Source organism: Brucella thiophenivorans (genome assembly GCF_002252445.1).
GTDB lineage: Bacteria > Pseudomonadota > Alphaproteobacteria > Rhizobiales > Rhizobiaceae > Brucella > Brucella thiophenivorans.
In genome coordinates this window covers 1-18,677 of record NZ_NNRJ01000052.1, presented here as the reverse complement: position 1 = coordinate 18,677, position 18,677 = coordinate 1, and the positions used below count along the sequence as shown (strand labels likewise).

Genomic DNA, 18,677 nt, shown 5'->3' with positions numbered 1-18,677 from the left:
GGGGGATAGCTTGGGATCATGCCGCGCTGTTCCGAATAATGAAAGTTTGAAGGATATTCATGACGAACGCAATGCCTTCGCTTGACGATGACCAGCCATTGGCGACCCAAACAGCTGCCAAAATCCGCGAAATGTTGATTACAGGCGAATTATTGCCCGGCAGCAAGCTTTCCGAGCAGCAGATTTCAGCGCAATTTGGCATATCGCGCAATACATTGCGCGAGGTTTTCCGCCTTCTCACTAGCCAAAGCTTACTGACCTATATTCCCAATCGCGGTGTTTTTGTTGCGACGCCCGACGAGGCCACGGTAGTTGATATTTATCGCGTTCGGCGCGTTATCCAGAAGGGGGCTGTTCAGATTGCAGTTCCTGCGCACCCGGCGTTGGCGCGCATGAACGCGCTATTAGTGCAGGCAGTTTCAGCGCAGGAAAATGGTGACTGGAGGCAGGTTGGCACCATCAATATGGAATTTCACCGCGCCATGGTCGAGCTTTGCGACAGCACGAGATTGAGCGTTTGTTTTGATCTGGTGCTTGCGGAACTGCGTCTGGTGTTCGCGCAGTTGGAAGATACCGCGCATATGCACGACTCCTATATCGCGCTGAATGCGGAGCTTTTGGGTTCGCTTCAAGCGGGCAATAATGAGCGCGCCGCACACGAGCTCGATAGCTATCTTTTAAGCTCGGAGCGTTCTGTTCTTGCAGCACTCCAGCGCAAAAAGCGAAGCTAGGGTATAGCCTCGCTTCGCTGAATTATTTTGCCTCACGAATGTGTTCCGACAGCCTGTCCATAAATGCGGATGACATTGCGAACGGCTTCCACCATCAGTGCATGCGACGTGGCTTCAACCTTGCCGGATGCAACAGATGGATAAAGCGTGCCGAGATATTGGCTGATCAGCGTTTCCGGGATTTTGCGGCCTTCAAGGCGCGTGAGTAGCGAATTGACGGCAGCCGTTGCTTCCGGATGCGGCCAGTAATAGCGAATGCGGTCGCTATAGGAGAAATGGCGCTGAAGGCGCAGTTCTTCCGCATCGCCATGATAATATTTCTCCCAGTTCTTGGGCTCGTTGAGAAGCAGCTTCTCAAGCTTGCCGCGAACGGTTTCTTCTTCTGGAAGCTTGTCGAGGAAGGCTGCAATCTGATCGAGACCGTAGAGTGCTTCACGCAGCGCAAAAGTCAGGCCCGGTCCAACTTTCAGAATGGCAAAGCCATCATGAACCAGAGCCGACAGCGCCTCAACCGGCTGATAGTCGGTCGAGTGGGCTTCAAAGACAAACTGCGGCGTCTGGTTGAGAACACCGCTTAAAGCAGTCGCCTTTTCGCTGTCGTAATAGACGACATTTTCATTGCCGAATTCCACGCCCGGCTGCACGACAACACCGATGGCGCGCGAGAATGCATCTTCTAAACCAAGTGCTGCAAAGGCTCTGCGATGAATGGCTATGGTTTCAAGTGCTGCATCGGGCTTGGTCAGTTCCAGATCTTCGATTTCTTCCATCGCGCCGCCCGGGATCGGAACCTCCGTGCCAACAATATAGACAGGCAGATCAAAACCAGATTCAGCGGCTGCTTTTTCAGCAACCTTGGCAAGACGGGCCGCACGCTCAGCGGTCACAGCATCGGGCAGTGCGACTGGTTCACCGGCGCAGCCCATGGAGGTGTCGAGGTGGATTTTGGTGAAGCCAGCACGCACAAAGCCATCCATCATCACTTCGGACTTGGCCATGGCTTCTTCAGCAGACAAGTGCTTCCAGGGATTTGGGCCGAGGTGATCGCCACCCAGAATAAGGTGCTTGGTATCAAAGCCGAGACGCGATGCGATGTCTTCGACAAAACGGCGGAAATCAGCCGGTGTCATGCCGGTATAGCCGCCATCCTGATTGACCTGATTGCAGGTGGCTTCGATCAGAACGTCGGTCTTGGTTGCAATGCCTTCAAGAAGAGCTGCTTCGATAACAAGAGGATGTGCCGAGCAGATCGAGGTGATGCCTCCGCGCGCACCGCTCGCGTAGCGGGCGGGAAGTTTGCTCAAGGTCTGAGTGCTGCTCATGATGGGACTCCATAGATAGAAAGAAAATTTTAGAGAGAAATGCGCTGAAGATTGCTATCCAGAGCAAGAATCTCTGGCAGTGGCGTTTCGGCACCAAGGTTCGGTGAAGCTACGCCCATCACATCGGCAGGCACAACACAGGCTGCGCGAATGGCTTCTTCAAGCGGCACACCGACATGCTGAACGAGATTGGCAAGGCAGCCGACCATATCGATATGGGCGCCAGCTAAGGAACCGGCTGCATTAACGAGTGCACCATCGCGCACTTCGATGCGCTCGCCATAAAGTTCGAAATGATCTGGGCCGCCAATGGTCGACATGGCGTCTGATACAAGGAACATGCGGTCACGCTTTGGGCGCGCACGCCATGCGACGCCGACCATTTCCCATGTCACATGATGTCCATCAACAATGATGCCGACGAAAGCATCGCTGCCAATTGCAGTGCCGACCACACCCGGCTCACGTGAGGTCATTGGCGGCATGGCGTTGTAAAGATGGGTGAAACAACTCACACCGGCAGCAAGCCCGGCGCGGGCCTGTTCCGTCGTGCCGTTGGTGTGACCGGCGGAAACCACGACACCCATATCAGCGATCTCGCGGATCGTGTCGCCCGGCACCATTTCCGGTGCCAGCGTCAGCATGACAGGCACATCCGCCTTGCGCAGAATTTTCAGCGCTTCAAGCGTGGATGCATCCATCGGGCGGATGAATTCAACGCGATGCGTGCCCTTGCGGGCAGGGTTGAGATGCGGGCCTTCAATGTGCAGACCGAAGAAGCCATCCATGTCTTTACATTCAACGGCTGCATGGGCTGCCTGAATGATGCGCTCCGGCTCGCAGGTAATGAGCGTTGGCAGAACCCAAGCAGTGCCGAGTTTGCGCAGTGTCGAGATGATATGCGCGATGCCCTTTGCACTGGTTTCCGAGTTCAGCATGATGCCGCCCGCACCGTTGACCTGCAGGTCGATGCAGGCTGGCATCAGCACACGCGGCGTCAAGTCCGGCGTTTCATCCGATTTGCGCGGGCGAAGACGGGTGATGCCATGCTGGCCGATCTCGGCCACCAGACCAGTCTGAAGCCGCCCGTTCAGAAAGACATAATCGGGGGCGACAAGACGGGTCATTGGCTTTCTCCAGCTTTATTTAATGCATATAGCGCAACACCGCGTGCCCCAGAGCTATCACCGAAACGTGCAGTTCTGATGGCGGGTATGCGTGTGGGTCCGAGTTTGCGCTTTTCAAATGCCTTTGAGACGCGCTCAGTAACACCATCCATATTGGAAAGGCCACCGCCCAGCACAAAGCAATCCGGATCGACAACAAGCTGCATGGTCAGAAGCGATTCCGCCATCAGATCAGCCCAGTCATCGAGAACCTTTTCTGCGTTCGCATCGCCATTGGACGCGCGCAATGTCAGTTCCTGATTGGAAATGGTCTCATTGAGCTTAATCTTGGAAATATCGGCAAGGCCCGTGCCGGAAACATAGCGTTCCATGCAACCCGTCTTACCGCAACCGCAAGGGATCAATGGCATGTTCTGCTCGCTTAGAATGCGTGCAGGCATACCCGTGTGACCGATTTCCAGTGCAAGACCATTATAGCGCGGCGGAATCTCGCCGTTGATGACCACACCAGCACCCATGCCGGTGCCGACAATCAGGCCAATCATCGCTTCGCTGCCCTCGGCTGCACCGCCATGCGCTTCTGAATAGGCGAAAGCCATGCAGTCGTTCATCAGCGGAAAGCTGCGTCCGAAACGTTTGGTGAGGGCTGCACCGACATCGCGACCTGTGATCGGAATGTTGGATGCAAAGCCATGTCCGTTGGCCGGATCAATCCAGCCCGGCAGGCTGATGCCGACGGGCAGATTTGGATTGCCCGCCGTCTCGGTCAGCCATTCAATCTGCGCCGAAAGCCCATCAATAAAGGCCTCAAAGTCGCTGACAGGCGTTGGAATACGCCGTGTCAGAACCGTTTCCATATTTGCGTCGAACAGTCGGCCCTCAATTTTGGTGCCGCCCAGATCAATGGCGCCGCAGATCATGCTGACCTCGTGTTTCATGCTGCAAAGGGGTAAATCTTAACCCCGGAAACAACGCGTGTCAGGTTGCCCTGATCAATAAATGGATTGTCGATGTTGAGATCGAGTTCTGCCGACCAGCGGGCAGACCATATCTGCGCCAGAAGCACATAAAGTACGGCATCCCAGCGGCTGTCGCCGGTAAGATCAAGCGCAAGATCACAGTCTTCGCCGCCAACAGTCGTAACCGTCGCCGTCGGGAACTGCTGAGCAATTTCAACTGCGATGTCGCGATCATAGCGAGCGGTGTGCTGATCCGGGTGAATGAAAACCACAACACGGGTGTTACCGACAACTGAAGCCTTTGGTCCGTGGCGAAAGCCGAGCGTGCTGTCCCAGTTGGTCATGACCTGACCTGCAGTCAGCTCCAGAACCTTGAGTGCGCTTTCGCGCGAAACGCCGGTCAATGCGCCGGAGCCGAGGAAAATTGCACGGTCTGGATGCGGGGCAGGCGTTGCGTCGAGCTGTGCAAGTGCCTTAGCACCGGCAGCCGAGAGATTGTTTAGCTTGTCGGCGACATCAGCTGTGCCATCAATGCAGGCGAGCGCCGACAAAAGCATCGTCGTATAGCTCGAGGTCATGGCAAAAGCCTGATCGTGGGTTGCTGCTGGCAGAACGATGACGCGTTGTTCGCCCGGGCCTTTTGCTGGGCGAACGGCCAGTGCGCTTTCGCCATTGCAGGTGATGTTGAGGCGGTGAGCCTTCGGGAAATGCTCGTCCAGCAGGTCGAGCGTTGCGATGGTTTCCGAGCTGTTGCCGCTGCGGCCAAACTGCACGACGAGCAGTTCGCCATCATCAGACAGCGTTTCGGACGGATTGGAAACAATGTCGGTGGTTGGAATGGCGTTAAGCGAAATCGCGCCAGCCTTGACCGATGCAAGAGCCTGACCGATGAAAGCCGAGGTGCCTGCGCCGCTGAAAACGATACGCTTGATACCCTTGGCGGCGATCCATTCACGGATTTCAGCCGACTGGGTGGCAAGAGGTGCTGCCCAAGCCTGCCAGATGCCCGGCTGTGCATGAATTTCCTGCCAGGTGTGGCTCGTTTCCAGTTTAGTCATTTACGCCGTCCTCTTGAGTACTGATGACACGCACGCCGCGTTCGCGGATGCGGTTGGCTATTTCGTGATTGGGCTCAATATCGGTTATAATCGCTGTAATCCGATCCATTGCGCAGATACGATGCAGCCGTGGTTTGCTGAATTTGGTCTTGTCGGCCAGAACGATGACACGGCCAGAAGCCTCGATCATCGCGCGGTTCTGATGGGCTTCGTCTTCCAGAAAAGTGCTCACACCTGTTTCGGGATCAACACTATCCGCACCCATAACAAAGGTGTCGAAACGCATTTCCGAAAGAGCCGTATCGACCAGTCGTCCGGAGACCGACATGGTTTCGCGGCGGATGCTGCCGCCGGTCAGCATCACCTGATGCTGCTTGTGGCGAAGCACGGTCTGCGCAACGTCGAGACTGCGGGTCATGACGATAAGGGGTGCAAGATCGCCCAGATGTGCTGCCAGTCTTTCGGTGCTGGAGCCGTTATCGAACAGCACCGCGGTATCGCCTTCAAGGAGACTGACTGCCTTGCGTCCGATTGCATCCTTGGCGTCGAAATTGACGGCACGACGATCAACCGGATTGGCTTCCACACCAGCGGGCACCAGGCCGGGGCGCTGGGCAAGCGACAAAGCAAGATCGATGCGGAAATCGGCAAGGCCCGCATAGCCAAAACGCTGGCAGAAGCGGATGAGCGTTGGCTCAGATGTGCCAAGCTGGCTGCACAATTCGCGTGCAGTTGAGCGAATGAAGCCTACCGGATCGTTTTCGATCAACAGGCATATGCCACGCAGCTTCGGAGTAAGCTCCGGCACTGCTGCTTGCACAGTCTGATAGAGGTCTTCTGTCGGTTGCAACTCCGGCCCTTTCCTTGTGTCGTAATTTTCTATTGAAAAGAAAATTTTACTTCAACACAAATTTCTCAAGTCAGTTGTTTATTTCAACACAAATTTATTTTTGCTCCGTTTGTATGTCGGCCATTCCTGAGCAAGGGATGGCTGTTTAAATCAGGAAGGTGGCTGTCTGCCATCGGCAATGGCGTTGAGAGCTGTACGCAGCTCGGCAACTTTCGCTGCCGTGGTTCTTGTCGCGCCCGGCACAGCGAAGCCAAAATTCAGCAGAATCTCATCCGCATCGATGGGCGCACTGCAGGATGCATGAATTTCAGTGAGATCAGGCAATGCCGCAGCGATCTCGGCAAGTGTCCCCATATTCACGCCCGAACCCGGCATGATGGTGATTTTGTTTTTGGAAGCAATCTGCATTTCCGCAAGGCGTTCGAGGCCGGATACGGCTTTCAAGGCGCCGCCTGAACTCAAAATGCGGTCGATGCCAAGCTCGATAGCTATTTGCACCCCTTCTGCCGCATCAGGTGTCAGATCGATTGAGCGATGCAGTGCAATTTCAAGGCCTTGAGCCGCTTTCACTAGCCGCTGCAATGCAGGCTTATCAAGCTTGCCATCGGGCAGATTGGCACCAATCACAACACCTGCAAGGCCGAGGGCACGTGTTGCTGCAATTTCAGCTTCCATGATCTGCAATTCATCTTCGGTCCAGACGAAGCTGCCAGCGCGGGGCCGTATCATTACCATGATCAGAATTGGCGCTTTGGCTGAAAGTTGCATGAGACCGATGGAAGGCGTCAGCCCGCCGATTGCGAGTGCTGCGCAAAGCTCAATCCGATCTGCGCCGCCTTTGATCGCGGCGTCCAGGCCTTCAGCATCATCGACGCAGACTTCCAGTAGTATCCGGCTCAAAGCAATCCCCTCAGTTTTTCTTGTACTCTGCCTTTGCCAGTATCGCGACACCGGCCAATCCTGCGATAGCCCCCATGATGGTGACAGTTCCATAGCCAGCAAAGCTTGTTCCAATAGCGAAAAGCGCTGTGCCGATGCCACCGCCGACAAACATGTTTATTGCGATCAGGGAAGCCGACAGGCCAGGCCGATCGTGAATGATGCCAAGCAGATAGCTTATTGGCTGGCTCACGATTGCAGCTGCACCAATCCCCCCAATCGTTGATGCCGCGTAAATCTCCCATCGTGTGGTAAGGAATGCAAGCCAGATAAGATAGATTGCGTAAAGCAATGATGCGACAAAGAAGATGCCGATCTGACTTCGGCGGCGACCAATACGCGCCCATACCAGCATGAGAATTGCTTCAAGTCCTGCCACGAAGCCCATGACCATGCCGACATCTTCGACCGATCCACCACCGCGCCCTGTAATGATCAGCGGAAGTGCAATGGCGTTCACATGCAAAACGGATGTGATGAGTGCGATTCCAAGCAGTCTTGTGACGACAAAAGGTGAGAAAAGGCGCTTGAAGCCGTCAAAACTAGAGGCTTTTTTGTGGCTTTTTTCAAGATTCTTGTGGTGATCATGTGGCATCAATGTGGCAATTGATGCAAAGCAGCCGAGCGCGAGCAATGTTGCGAAGGAATAAGCGGTGAGGGCAGAGCCAGTTCCGGCGAGTGCTGCACCGACAAGTCCGGGTACAAGAATCCATGCAATCGAAATCGCCATGCGAACAATGGTGATGGAATCACCGAGTTCAATTGGCGTCATTCCAGCAGAGTGATTGCGGATATTGGCAAACAGAAGCGTGCTGACGACGTTAAAAAGCGCGATTGGTCCAATAGTCGCCAGTGCAAACACCCAAGGCGTTGGAAATAGCCAGATCAGGCCAAAGCCCACAACACCAAGGGCTGTGACGATGATCATTGGCGCGCGATAACGCCCGATGCGGTCAGATACTAATCCGATGGCAATGCTGGCCGCGAGATTGGCGACAACGGCACAGAAAGCCACGACCGAATAGGTGAAGTCGCTTAAGCCGATGACTTTAATGCCGACAATCGGCTGATAAGGTGTTGTTGCTGCCCCTGCGAAACCAAAAAACAGGATCGCGATCGTGCTGGCTCGCACGATCGGATATTGCCGGACAAGATCGAGGCTCGAGGTCGACATTCAGTGCGCCACTATTTCCAAAATAGGCTTTGTGCTGCACGGCTATAACCGTGCAGGACATGAGGATCAGAATAGCGGATGACGGCGTGCCTGCACAGCAAAGCGCAGCCAATCTTTTTCCGATGCCGGGGTCCACGCAGCTTCCGCCACAGCCAGTAGCCGTGGGAAGGTGAGGTCGTTGAAATAGGCGTGCGTGGTGAAATGCTCACACCAGATACAAGCCTGAACGCCTTTGAGATGCTGCGCCAGTTCTGGTGGGAAATCACCAGCAGCTTCGTAAGCGTAGCTTTCTTCCGGCGTGGAAGCGCCCGCCCAGCCAGCGCCCGGTTCCCACCAGTTATGCGACTGTGCCATATCAAGATAATAGGCCTGACCCGGCGTCATGACGACGTCATAACCCTGCTTTGCAAGCTCGATACCGATTTCCGGTGCCTGCCATGCCATCAGCAAAGTGCCTTCCGGCTGCACGCCGCCACCATGAGCGACTTCGTTCCAGCCAGCGAGAACACGGCCGCGCTGTTCCAGCATGATCTTGAGCTTACGCATGAACCATGATTGCAGTTCAAACGTGCCTTTAAGCCCTTCGCGTTCCATCAATTCGCGTGCAAGCGGCGAGCCAATCCATGAATTATCTGCCACTTCGTCGCCGCCGATATGGATATAGCGACCGGGGAAGAGAGCGACGATATTGTCAAGGATCGTCTTCACAAACTCCCATGTCGCTGGCATGGCGGGATTGAGCGCATTGTTCGTGAAGCCCTGAACAGTTTTGTAAGACTCATTGGCTTCATTGCGATCCTGAAGATAAGGGAGCGCGGTCAGTACCGCCTTGCAATGGCCGGGCATGTCGACTTCCGGCACCACTTCGATGCCGAGGGATTGCGCATGTGCAACCACTAAGCGGATTTGTTCCTGGGTATAAAAGCCGTGCGAAGTTTCAGTCGTATCGCCAAGCTGCGGCAGCATTGGGCTATTCGGAGCGCGGGTTGCGCCAATCCCTGTCAGTTCCGGCAGTTCTGGGATTTCAATGCGCCATGCTTCGTCGTCGGTCAGATGCCAGTGGAACGTGTTGAGGCGATACCAGGCCATAATGTCGAGAAAGCGCGTGACTTCATTATGCGTCCAGAAATGACGCGACACATCAAGCAGGCAGCCGCGCCAATCATGGCGTGGTGCATCTTCAATGCGGCCCGAAACCGGGAATTTGAAGCTTTCTGCATCTTGTTTTGCACCGTCAAGAATGTGCGCGAGCGCGACAAGACCATGGCGTGTGCCATCGGCATCAGAGGCTGTAACTGTGATCAGCTCAGCCGTGAAATCGATTGCGAAGCCGCTCTTCTTGATGCTCGCGTCGGATTTGATCGCAACAGCGCGACCGCCTTCGACAGACTTGAGCGAAAATACCTGACGGGCTTGCGGGAACAGTCGCGCATGAAGCTCCTCAACCAGCGAAAGTGCACGCAGACCCGAAAGATCTGTGCCCTCTGCGGGATGCAATGCAATTGGCGTGCTGCCTGCTTCAGCATTGAATTTCACGGGCCATGGCAGCAGAGCAAACGGAAGCGTAAGACGGCCTTCCGGCAGGCGCGGGCCGGGCAGAGGGAGGTTCTGTCCCGAAAGCGCTAATTCGCCGGTCTCAATGTGGATCAAACGGCCATCAGCACATTTGAGATAAGCCGTCTTCGCTCCGTCATTAACATGGAACGGTGAGCGATTAAGTGGTGCGACGCTCAAAGTCCATGTTTCGCCCGGCTTCAATGCGAAGCCTTTGAGCGTAGCTATTTCGTTGAAGCTGCCATCATGCAGGACAAAGTGTCCGTTCGTGATCTGCGGCTCTCCAACAATGCGGGTGATGCTGGTGTAGCAAAGTGAGAAATCGGTGAGTGTTTCATCCGACAGGTTAAACACTTCGATTGTCATGGTTCCGGCTGGTGCGGGATTTGCGATCCACGAATTTTCAAGTCGGAATAGGCTAGGCATGCAATTCTCCACCAGCAGATTTATGCGCATTCCGAAAGGTAAACCCAATTTCGGGGGCGCGTTTTAGATAAGTGAGATCCCGCTGAGTCTTTGTCGGCTTGGCCACAAATCATGCGGGATAGAGGCCTTGGCCTTGTTAGCAACTATATCATCGCCTTCAATGGATTTTGTCCATCCTAAAATTTAGCCGGTTGTGATTTAATGGTTATTAAATTCTTTTGTTGCGAATTTTGCATGACTTCATGCGCTTCACGCAGCCAGAATTTATAACAAAATACATCCCTTTTTGGTATTTCGATGTGCTGCTTACGAAACCGTAAATCCATTAAATAACTGTTTTTATTTATTAAAATTGCAATTTTAATGCAGAATGATTGCAATTTGTACATATTGAACTGATTTCGAGCAATTTGATTTCTTTTAAGGCAGGTGGTCGGGAATGCTATTTCTGGACCTCATCAAGTCTGTGTGAAAAGTTTTGGTTTTGCTAAATTCCTTGTGTTTTTTCTTGACATTTTGTGGTGATAATTTTCATCTTACTAAAAAATCGATTGGGAGTTTATCGTGAAAGTCGGCATTGTAGGACTGGGCTATCGTCTGGGTTATTTGGGTTTTGTCTTCAATGCACTTGATCCCGAGTTCGAGATTGTCGGCTATGTAGACCCTGCGCCTGCGGGTATGGCAGAGCTGGATGAGCATGGCATTTCGGCTGGCAAGCAATATGCGACGCCGGAAGAGCTGATCGCCAATGAGACGTTCGATCTGCTGATGATCGGCTCGCCAAACCATATGCATCTCGATCATATTCGTGTGGGTCTTGAAGCTGGTCTTACGGTTTTCACCGAAAAGCCAATTGTATCCTCGATTGAGCAGACTTACGCGCTGGCTGAGCTTCTTGCTAAACACGGTCAGGACCGTTTGCTGGTTGGTCTGGTGCTGCGCTATGCACCGATGTATCGCGATCTGATGCAGGCCAAGACCGATGGTTTGCTTGGCAATATCGTTTCGGTTGAAGCGGCAGAACACATCTATCCATATCACGGCGCATTCTTCATGCGCGACTGGCGCCGCTATTCAAAGTGGTCGGGCAGCTTCCTTCTTGAGAAGTGCTGCCACGATCTCGATCTTTACAACAGCGTTATCGGCTCACGCCCAGAACGCGTTGCGAGCTTTGGTGGCCGCAAGACCTTCATTCCGGAAAATGATCCGCGTCGTGAAGGCATCAACGACATGTCGCTGTTCCATCGCAAGCCAACGGGCTGGGAGGGTTCCGACAAGGTTTTCGATTCCGATGGTGACATCATCGATTATCAAGTCGCGATTATTGAATATGCCAACGGCGTCGGCATGAACTTCCACACCAATCTGAATGCACCGGACCAGTTCCGCCGCTTTGCGATTTTCGGAACGCGCGGTCAGGCTGAGGGTGATTTCATTCGTGGTTATTTCGATGTGCATGAAGTGCTGAACGAAAAGCGTACCATTCACAAGGAATATGCGACACGCACCGAGCTCTCTCAGCATTATGGCGCTGACGAAAAGATGGCGGAAGAAGTGATCGCCCATGTCATGCATGGCGGGCCACTTCCTGTGTCGCCGCTTGATGCGATGGAAGCGGGCATTCTTGCCATGGCAATGGATGAGGCGCGTGAAAAGCGCACGGTCATCGATCTGCGTCCCGTCTGGGATCGCTTCGACGCAGCACTTCAGAAAGTTTGATCTGATACATGGGAATGCAACGCTCCAAAGTCATCTTTGCTTGGGTCATGCTTGCACCGGCACTTATCTATGTGCTGGCAATCGTCGCCTATCCGCTGATCGACACCTTCATCCTTTCCTTCACCGACGCATCGTTGCGCCGAACGACCAATTGGGTCGGCTGGGCCAATTATGAAAAGATCGCCAATGCGCAGTTTATGGCTGTTATTGGCCGGACATTCGTCTGGACGTTCTTTTCGGTGCTGATGAAGATCACGATTGGCATGTTTGGAGCGGTGCTTCTCAATATGGCTTTGCCGGGGCGCGCGCTGTTCCGCCTGATGATCATGCCGCCTTGGATCGTGCCAATGGCGATTGGCATTTTCATGTGGAGCTGGATGTATAACGGCCAGTTCGGCATGATTTCCGGTATGCTCCAGCGTTTCGGTCTGGTCGATGGGCCAATTGCTTTCCTTGCTTATGGTAATACAGCCTTCTGGGCGACGATTGTCACGGACGTCTGGATCGGCGTGCCGATGGTGACGCTCTATTTCCTTGCCGCCATGCAGGCTATTCCGAAAGATCTTTATGAAGCCGCGTGGACGGACGGCGCTGGTCGCATGTATCGCTTCCGCCGGGTGACATTGCCGCTGATGCTGCCTGCTATCATCACTATGTCGATGTTGTCTACGATTGCGACATTCAACTCGTTCGACATTATCTGGATTTTGACGCAGGGCGGCCCGAACGGTTCGACCACCACGATGATTATCGACACCTATCAGACGGCTATTGGCTCCAAGCGTTATGGTGAGGGCGCAGCGCGTGCCGTCACCATCTGCATATTCCTCTCGCTGTTTTGCCTTGCCTATTTCCGTGTCACACGGCGCATCAGCCCCGAAAAGCTGGCATAGGGAGCACCAGAATGAGCCAACCGCAAAACACGCCGCTTATCGACCGCTATACGTGGTATGAAAAAATCGCAGCCTATGCAGGGATTGCATTGTTTCTGTTTTTTCTGCTGGCACCTTTCCTTGAAGGCTTTCTGGTTTCATTGAAGCCATTGAACCAGCTATTCTCTTCGCCCTACAGGTTCTGGCCGGAAAATGGCAGTTTTGATGCCTATTTCTCGATGTGGAAGAGCGTTCCGCAATTCGGACGCTATATCTTCAACTCGTTCTTCATCTCGTCGGTGGTCACGATCATCGTGCTGCTCCTAGTGGTGCCAGCGGCTTACGCTTTCTCGCGGTTTGATTTTCGTGGGGCAGGGCTGATCCTTGGCGGCTTTCTGGCGATCAACATGTTCTCGGGCGCGGTTCTGCTAATCCCGCTGTTCCGCTTGATGCGCAGTTTTCAGCTGCTCAACACCTATGCCGCGATGATCGTGCCGGGCGTTGCCTTCCTCATTCCGGCGGCTATCTGGCTTTTGCGCACTTACATGATGCGTATTCCGCGTGAGCTGAATGAAGCGGCCTATATGGATGGTGCAAGTCACTTCTACACGCTGCGCCGGGTTATCCTGCCGATAGCCATGCCGGGGATAATCGTTGTGGCGATTACAACCTTCATCGGTGCCTATGCGCAGCAGTTTATCTTCGCGCTGACGTTCAATTCCAAGGCGGAATATATGCCGCTGCCGGTTGGCCTTTTTGCCTTCTTCGGCAAGCAGGAAGTCGTCTGGAATGAGCTGATGGCAGCGTCATTCGTTGGCATCGCACCGGCGATGATCATTATTTTCTTACTACAGCGCTATCTGGTTGGAGGCCTGACCGCAGGTGCTGTGAAGCAATGACAATCCATCTCAACAATCTATCAACATAAGGGAGTTTCCAGAGGTGACGACGATATTCAAAATGGGGGCTGCGGCGCTTGTTCTCGCAGGCAGCACGATGCTTGGCACACTCGGTGCATCAGCAGCAGCGCAGGAGATCTCGTGGATCTATTGCGGCGACAAGCTTGACAAGACGCATGACAAATACATCAAGGCATGGGAAGAAAAAAACCCGGATTGGAAGATCGCTGTTGAAGTGGTCGGCTGGGCACAGTGCCAGGACAAGGCAACCACACTTGCTGCTGCAGGCACACCGCCAGCAATCGCATATGTCGGTTCGCGCACGCTCAAGGAATTTGCTGACAACGATATGATCGTTGAAGTTCCGATGACCGATGAAGAAAAAGCCGCTTATTTCCCGCATGTGGTTGAAACCGTCACTTATGACGGCACCCAGTGGGGCGTTCCGGTCGCGCTTTCGACCAAGGTTCTCTACTGGAATAAGGACCTGTTCAAGCAGGCAGGTCTTGATCCGGAACAGCCACCGCGCACATGGGCGGAAGAGATCGAATTTGCCAAGATCATCAAGGAAAAGACCGGTATTCCGGGCTATGGCCTTTCTGCCAAGACCTTTGACAACACCGTGCATCAGTTCCTGCATTGGGTTTACACCAATGACGGCAAGATACTTGATGACAAGGGTGAAGTCGTTATGGACAATCCGCAGGTTTTGGCAGCGCTTAAAGCCTATAATGACATCAAGGCCTATTCGCAGGAAGGCCCGACCGCTTACGAACAGAACGAAGTTCGCGCGATCTTCCTTGATGGCAAAGTCGCTATGATCCAGGGTGGATCGGGTGCTGCCGTTCGTCTTCAGGATTCCAAGTTCAACTGGGGCATTGCAACGCTTCCTGTTGGTCCTGATGCCAAGGGTTCGGGTACGCTTGTCATCACCGACAGCCTTGCCGTGTTCAAGGATTCAGGCGTTGAGGAAAAGGCTGCTGAGTTTGCCAAGTACATCACTTCTCCTGCTATTCAGGAAGAGTATGAGCTTGCAACCGATGAAGGCCTGACACCAATGCGTCCGTCGCCAGCCGTTGATAAGGTTATGGTTGACATTCCTTACTGGCGCCCGCTGATCGAAGGCATCCAGTATGGTGGCGCAGAGCCGCTTTTCACCGACTGGCGCGGTTTCCAGAATGTGATGATTTCGATGGTTCAGTCCGTTGTCACAGGCGATGCAAAGCCTGAAGCAGCGCTTACCAAGGCAACTGAAGAACTGAAAAATCTGAAGTAATCAAACTGATCCGCCCTGTCTTCTGTATGGGACAGGGCGGGTTTTGGACCAAGTTTTGGCCGCAGGAGAGCAGCGTGGGAAAATTATCCCTCAAGAATATTGTCAAGAGCTTCGGCCAGTTTGACGTCGTCAAGAACGTATCCCTTGAAGTGAACGAAGGCGAGTTCATGGTCTTTGTCGGCCCATCGGGCTGTGGCAAGTCCACGCTTCTGCGTATGATCGCAGGCCTAGAGGATACGACGTCGGGCGATATTGTCATCGATGAAAAGCGCGTCAACGATTTGCCTCCGGTCAAGCGCGGCATCGCGATGGTGTTCCAGAGCTATGCGCTCTATCCGCATATGAGCGTTTACGAAAATATTGCATTCCCGTTGCGCGTCGAAGGTGCTGACAATGCCACCATCAAGCGTAAGGTGGAACATGCGGCCTCGATCCTGCATCTCGATCAGCGCCTTGAACAAAAGCCGGGCATGTTGTCCGGCGGTCAGCGTCAGCGCGTGGCGATTGGCCGTGCGATTGTGCGCGAACCGAAGATTTTCCTGTTCGATGAGCCGCTTTCCAACCTAGATGCAGCGCTTCGCGCTGATATGCGTATCGAACTGACAAAGCTGCACAAGCAGCTGGGCGCAACCATGATCTATGTGACGCATGATCAGGTGGAAGCGATGACCATGGCTGATCGTATCGTGGTGCTTGAAGGCGGCAACATCTCGCAGGTTGGTACGCCGCTTGAACTGTACCACCGTCCGCGCAACAGCTTCGTCGCGGGCTTCATCGGCAACCCGCGCATGAACATGCTGCCTGTGACGTTCGCGGGCTTTGAGAGCAACGGGCATCCGCGTGTGAAGCTCGGAAACAATGAACTGGTTCTGCCGGTTCTTTGCGAAGAAGCAGCCTGCCCGCAAACTGGTGAGACGCTAACACTGGGCATTCGCCCCGAACATGTCACTATCGGCGAAAGTAAGACGACAATTACCGTGCGCTCTTCGGTGGTTGAGCGCCTTGGACAGCAGACAATTGTTTACAGCGTGCCGGAAGGCATGAGCGAAACCTTTTGCATCATCACGCCGGGAACAGCTCCGATCAGCGGTGATGCCGAAATCAGGGTCGGCATTGATCCGCAATCGTGCCATTTGTTCGACAGCAAGGGCATAGCCTTTACGCGTCAGCGCGATTTTTCTGATCTGCCAGCGAATTGAACGATTTGCAAATTAGAGTGCATCCTGAAAAGTATGAAACCGCTTTCGGGTAAAATGCGCGGCCAATATACAAATAAAGCGGCTGTAACGATGACAGCCGCTTTTTCTTTCAGTGTTTGGGGCTTTATCTCTTCAAAATAACTGAAGATTATCTATTCTGCGACTCTTTACCGAATTTCGGCGATGACATAGCGAGTGAATAGAATGGCCTTAAGCGTGCTTTCCCCCGATGAGCTTGGTCCGACAATCTGTGCTGGCGAAATACTGGTTGAGATCGTTGCAACAACTGTTGGCGACGGTTTTGTTGAAGCGCAGCCGCTGATCGGCCCTTTTCCGAGTGGCGCTCCGGCAATTTTCATTTCCCAATGCGCGCGTATGGGCAATCAGTCAGCCATGATCGGATGCGTCGGCGATGATGATTTTGGACGCGTGAATATCCGTCGTCTTGAGAGTGATGGGGTCGATGTCACCGGCATATCCATTGATCCGGATTTTCCAACGGGAAGCGCTTTTGTGCGTTATCGCTCCAACGGTTCACGCGACTTCGTCTTTAATATTGTGCAATCTGCTGCGTCCCGTTTTGGCTGGACATCCAACGTTGAAGAGCTCGGCCAGCGGGCGGGACATCTTCATGTCATGGGATCGGCACTGACTATGCCGGGTGCGCGCGCGGTGATCGAGCAAGCCGTTACCATCATCAAGGCGCGCGGCGGAACGCTCTCTGTTGACCCCAATCTGCGCAAGGAAATCAAACAGGATGAAAATACGGCGCAGTTTTTTGCACGATTGATTTCAATGACTGATTTGTTGCTACCATCGGGTGACGAGCTGGAACTTGCGGCGGGTGTGGAAGGCGAAGAGAAGGCAATTGAGCGTCTTTTCAAACTGGGCGTGAAGGAAATCGTGCTCAAGCGTGGCGGTGATGGGGCAAGCTACTTTGCCGCCGACGGGACGCGATTGCATCAGCAAGCGTTCATCGTTGATGAAATTGATCCCACCGGCGCAGGCGATTGTTTTGGTGGCGCATATGTTGCAAGCCGCAGGCTGGGGCTTTCGCCTGATATTGCGGTTACCTACGCCTGTGCAGCCGGTGCGCGTAATGTCACGGTTCGAGGCCCGATGGAGGGTGCGGGATCGCGCTCGGAACTTGATGCATTCATAGCCGCAACAAAGCGCAGAACATGACAGGCACTGACGCCGACAATTTTCTATTAACTTTGTCGAATAAGGAAAAGTCGACCTCGGATGTAGTCTGAGAGCATGTTAATTCTCAGTCGGTTGGAATATTGAGACGGCTCATTTTATGGCTTCGACGGTGACTTATCTTCGTGATACGCGTTCTGAAACTTCGGATGAATTGACGAGCGCGCTCGTGGAATCAGCTGAGTTGCAGTTGGCGATGCGTCTATTGGCAGCTGGTGCAAGCGTTGTCACTGCCGGTCGGGGTGAACATAGGTCAGGTGCGACGGTCACGTCTGCGACAGCTTTGTCGATGGAGCCGCCAATCATCGTCAATATCAATCGCAGCGCGTCTGTCTGGCCAATTATCAACCGGCACAATCATTTCTGTCTCAATATCCTGTCCGCGGGTCAGCAGTATGTGGCGGATCGTTTTGCCGGTAAAGACGGTATCAAAGGCATTGCGCGTTATGACGGTGCTGAATGGTTTGAACTGGAAAGTGGAGCACTTGCGCTTTCTGGTGCATTGGCATCCGTCGATTGCGCGGTCGAAGATGTGATCGAACGTCATACACATGCCATCATTATCGGTAGCGCTTTGAAGATTGTTTCACGCGGAGGAGAACCACTTGTCTATCATAATGGCGGCTACCGTTCGCTCGGGTTTTAACCTCCCGTACTCCTGATCTGGTGCCGGTCAAACAGGCAAAATTCCGATGGACTTGCCCTGGATTAGTGGAGAGTTTCCGGCTCTAGATTTCGCGTTGTCATCTCATATGAGATTGGCGATTTATATCGCAGTGCGGAATGTCTGCGGATGGGATTATATATAAGCCATCAATATTTTGTCCAATAGCTTTAATGGCATCAATTCTTGTTTGAAACACCGTGCGCCAGATCAGTTTTGATTTAATTGTCTTGAAGACAGTCTCCACCATAGCATTATCATAACAATTGCCTTTCCCGCTCATAGACGGGAGCATGCCGTGGGTTTCGCGTTTGAACTCTTCTGTAAATTCTCGCTGCTTCAATTCTAAGGTCTCCTGTCAGTTTCATCTAACAGAAGCCCTGCACTTTTGAAGGGGAAGTCCATTCGCACGCTTACCCAGTTTGATATAAAGCGCAACTGCTCGCATCCGATCTTCGTAGGAATACATGAACTACCTCCTTGATAGTCCAAGTTTTTATCCGCAGCCCCAGTTTGTTCATTTGAAACGAACAGCCCTCCGATCCGATGCCGGAGAGCTGAATTCGCAGAAGACCGTAGACTTTTTACCACTTTACTTTAAAGCCGACATTGCCTTTGAGAGCATAGCTTTGAGAGAAGTGGTTGAGGGATGTTTTGATGGAACCTTCTCCATAGAGCATGTATTTGTTGTCGGCCCAGGCATAG

At 53.3% G+C, this 18,677-nt stretch carries 17 protein-coding genes and 1 pseudogene; 9 read left to right on the top strand and 9 right to left on the bottom strand.

Annotation, left to right across the window (positions count from 1 at the left end; translation table 11 throughout):
* The first annotated feature begins 59 nt into the window (after positions 1-59).
* Positions 60-731 (top strand): GntR family transcriptional regulator, encoded by a 672-nt coding sequence (locus CEV31_RS16795; protein WP_235818140.1) that lies wholly within the window; start codon positions 60-62, stop codon positions 729-731.
* Between the two features lie 32 nt (positions 732-763).
* Here the strand turns inward: CEV31_RS16795 and CEV31_RS16790 are convergent, their stop codons facing one another.
* The 8 genes from CEV31_RS16790 to CEV31_RS16755 all read right to left on the bottom strand — a co-directional run bounded on the left by CEV31_RS16790 (position 764) and on the right by CEV31_RS16755 (position 10,140).
* Positions 764-2,053, bottom strand: coding sequence for a D-tagatose-bisphosphate aldolase, class II, non-catalytic subunit (locus tag CEV31_RS16790; RefSeq protein WP_094508690.1), 1,290 nt, complete (start codon positions 2,051-2,053; stop codon positions 764-766).
* Between the two features lie 29 nt (positions 2,054-2,082).
* On the bottom strand, positions 2,083-3,180 hold the full coding sequence (nagA, locus tag CEV31_RS16785) for an N-acetylglucosamine-6-phosphate deacetylase (protein ID WP_094508688.1): 1,098 nt from the start codon (positions 3,178-3,180) through the stop codon (positions 2,083-2,085).
* Positions 3,177-4,100, bottom strand: a complete 924-nt coding sequence (locus CEV31_RS16780; protein ID WP_235818139.1) for an ROK family protein — start codon at positions 4,098-4,100, stop codon at positions 3,177-3,179. The genes nagA and CEV31_RS16780 overlap by 4 nt, the downstream gene beginning before the upstream one ends.
* 14 nt (positions 4,101-4,114) lie before the next feature.
* Positions 4,115-5,197, bottom strand: coding sequence for an SIS domain-containing protein (locus CEV31_RS16775; RefSeq protein ID WP_094508684.1), 1,083 nt, complete (start codon positions 5,195-5,197; stop codon positions 4,115-4,117).
* Positions 5,190-6,047, bottom strand: coding sequence for a DeoR/GlpR family DNA-binding transcription regulator (locus tag CEV31_RS16770; RefSeq protein ID WP_094508682.1), 858 nt, complete (start codon positions 6,045-6,047; stop codon positions 5,190-5,192). The genes CEV31_RS16775 and CEV31_RS16770 overlap by 8 nt, the downstream gene beginning before the upstream one ends.
* Positions 6,048-6,197: 150 nt before the next feature.
* Complete coding sequence (locus CEV31_RS16765) at positions 6,198-6,947, bottom strand: copper homeostasis protein CutC (protein ID WP_094508680.1); 750 nt, start codon at positions 6,945-6,947, stop codon at positions 6,198-6,200.
* 10 nt (positions 6,948-6,957) lie between these two features.
* The gene (locus CEV31_RS16760) at positions 6,958-8,160 is read right to left on the bottom strand and encodes an MFS transporter (RefSeq protein ID WP_094508678.1); all 1,203 of its coding nucleotides are present in this window, start codon (positions 8,158-8,160) and stop codon (positions 6,958-6,960) included.
* A gap of 66 nt (positions 8,161-8,226) precedes the next feature.
* Positions 8,227-10,140, bottom strand: a complete 1,914-nt coding sequence (locus CEV31_RS16755) for a beta-N-acetylhexosaminidase (protein ID WP_094508887.1) — start codon at positions 10,138-10,140, stop codon at positions 8,227-8,229.
* A 564-nt stretch (positions 10,141-10,704) separates the two neighbouring features.
* On the opposite strand from CEV31_RS16755, the gene CEV31_RS16745 reads away from it, so the two are divergent.
* From CEV31_RS16745 to CEV31_RS16715, 7 genes are all read left to right on the top strand, one after another.
* A complete protein-coding gene (locus CEV31_RS16745; protein ID WP_094508673.1) occupies positions 10,705-11,859 on the top strand; it encodes a Gfo/Idh/MocA family protein in 1,155 nt (384 codons plus the stop codon).
* Positions 11,860-11,867: 8 nt separating this feature from the next.
* On the top strand, positions 11,868-12,752 hold the full coding sequence (locus CEV31_RS16740; RefSeq protein ID WP_094508671.1) for a carbohydrate ABC transporter permease: 885 nt from the start codon (positions 11,868-11,870) through the stop codon (positions 12,750-12,752).
* Positions 12,753-12,763: 11 nt separating this feature from the next.
* Positions 12,764-13,630, top strand: a complete 867-nt coding sequence (locus CEV31_RS16735; protein WP_094508669.1) for a carbohydrate ABC transporter permease — start codon at positions 12,764-12,766, stop codon at positions 13,628-13,630.
* A 61-nt stretch (positions 13,631-13,691) separates the two neighbouring features.
* A complete protein-coding gene (locus tag CEV31_RS16730) occupies positions 13,692-14,906 on the top strand; it encodes an ABC transporter substrate-binding protein (RefSeq protein ID WP_094508667.1) in 1,215 nt (404 codons plus the stop codon).
* 74 nt (positions 14,907-14,980) lie between these two features.
* Complete coding sequence (locus CEV31_RS16725; protein ID WP_094508885.1) at positions 14,981-16,105, top strand: ABC transporter ATP-binding protein; 1,125 nt, start codon at positions 14,981-14,983, stop codon at positions 16,103-16,105.
* Positions 16,106-16,309: 204 nt separating this feature from the next.
* The gene (locus CEV31_RS16720; protein WP_094508665.1) at positions 16,310-17,290 is read left to right on the top strand and encodes a tagatose kinase; all 981 of its coding nucleotides are present in this window, start codon (positions 16,310-16,312) and stop codon (positions 17,288-17,290) included.
* 118 nt (positions 17,291-17,408) lie between these two features.
* Positions 17,409-17,954 (top strand): flavin reductase family protein, encoded by a 546-nt coding sequence (locus CEV31_RS16715; protein WP_094508663.1) that lies wholly within the window; start codon positions 17,409-17,411, stop codon positions 17,952-17,954.
* A gap of 62 nt (positions 17,955-18,016) precedes the next feature.
* Here the strand turns inward: CEV31_RS16715 and CEV31_RS16710 are convergent.
* Positions 18,017-18,273 (bottom strand): annotated as a pseudogene (locus CEV31_RS16710) (integrase core domain-containing protein); the annotation flags it as partial.
* A 166-nt stretch (positions 18,274-18,439) separates the two neighbouring features.
* Here CEV31_RS16710 and CEV31_RS21240 point away from each other — a divergent pair.
* On the top strand, positions 18,440-18,677 hold a 238-nt coding region (locus CEV31_RS21240), incomplete at its 3' end, for a hypothetical protein (protein ID WP_210190942.1).

Bases quoted from the DNA above. Each gene is read 5' to 3' on its own strand.
- CEV31_RS16780 (WP_235818139.1), bottom strand. From the start codon at position 4,100: ATGATCTGCGGCGCCATTGATCTGGGCGGCACCAAAATTGAGGGCCGA.
- nagA (WP_094508688.1), bottom strand. From the start codon at position 3,180: ATGACCCGTCTTGTCGCCCCCGATTATGTCTTTCTGAACGGGCGGCTT.
- CEV31_RS16760 (WP_094508678.1), bottom strand. From the start codon at position 8,160: ATGTCGACCTCGAGCCTCGATCTTGTCCGGCAATATCCGATCGTGCGA.
- CEV31_RS16715 (WP_094508663.1), top strand. From the start codon at position 17,409: ATGGCTTCGACGGTGACTTATCTTCGTGATACGCGTTCTGAAACTTCG.
- CEV31_RS16735 (WP_094508669.1), top strand. From the start codon at position 12,764: ATGAGCCAACCGCAAAACACGCCGCTTATCGACCGCTATACGTGGTAT.
- CEV31_RS16720 (WP_094508665.1), top strand. From the start codon at position 16,310: ATGGCCTTAAGCGTGCTTTCCCCCGATGAGCTTGGTCCGACAATCTGT.
- CEV31_RS16740 (WP_094508671.1), top strand. From the start codon at position 11,868: ATGGGAATGCAACGCTCCAAAGTCATCTTTGCTTGGGTCATGCTTGCA.
- CEV31_RS16795 (WP_235818140.1), top strand. From the start codon at position 60: ATGACGAACGCAATGCCTTCGCTTGACGATGACCAGCCATTGGCGACC.
- CEV31_RS16730 (WP_094508667.1), top strand. From the start codon at position 13,692: ATGGGGGCTGCGGCGCTTGTTCTCGCAGGCAGCACGATGCTTGGCACA.
- CEV31_RS16755 (WP_094508887.1), bottom strand. From the start codon at position 10,140: ATGCCTAGCCTATTCCGACTTGAAAATTCGTGGATCGCAAATCCCGCA.
- CEV31_RS16790 (WP_094508690.1), bottom strand. From the start codon at position 2,053: ATGAGCAGCACTCAGACCTTGAGCAAACTTCCCGCCCGCTACGCGAGC.
- CEV31_RS16775 (WP_094508684.1), bottom strand. From the start codon at position 5,197: ATGACTAAACTGGAAACGAGCCACACCTGGCAGGAAATTCATGCACAG.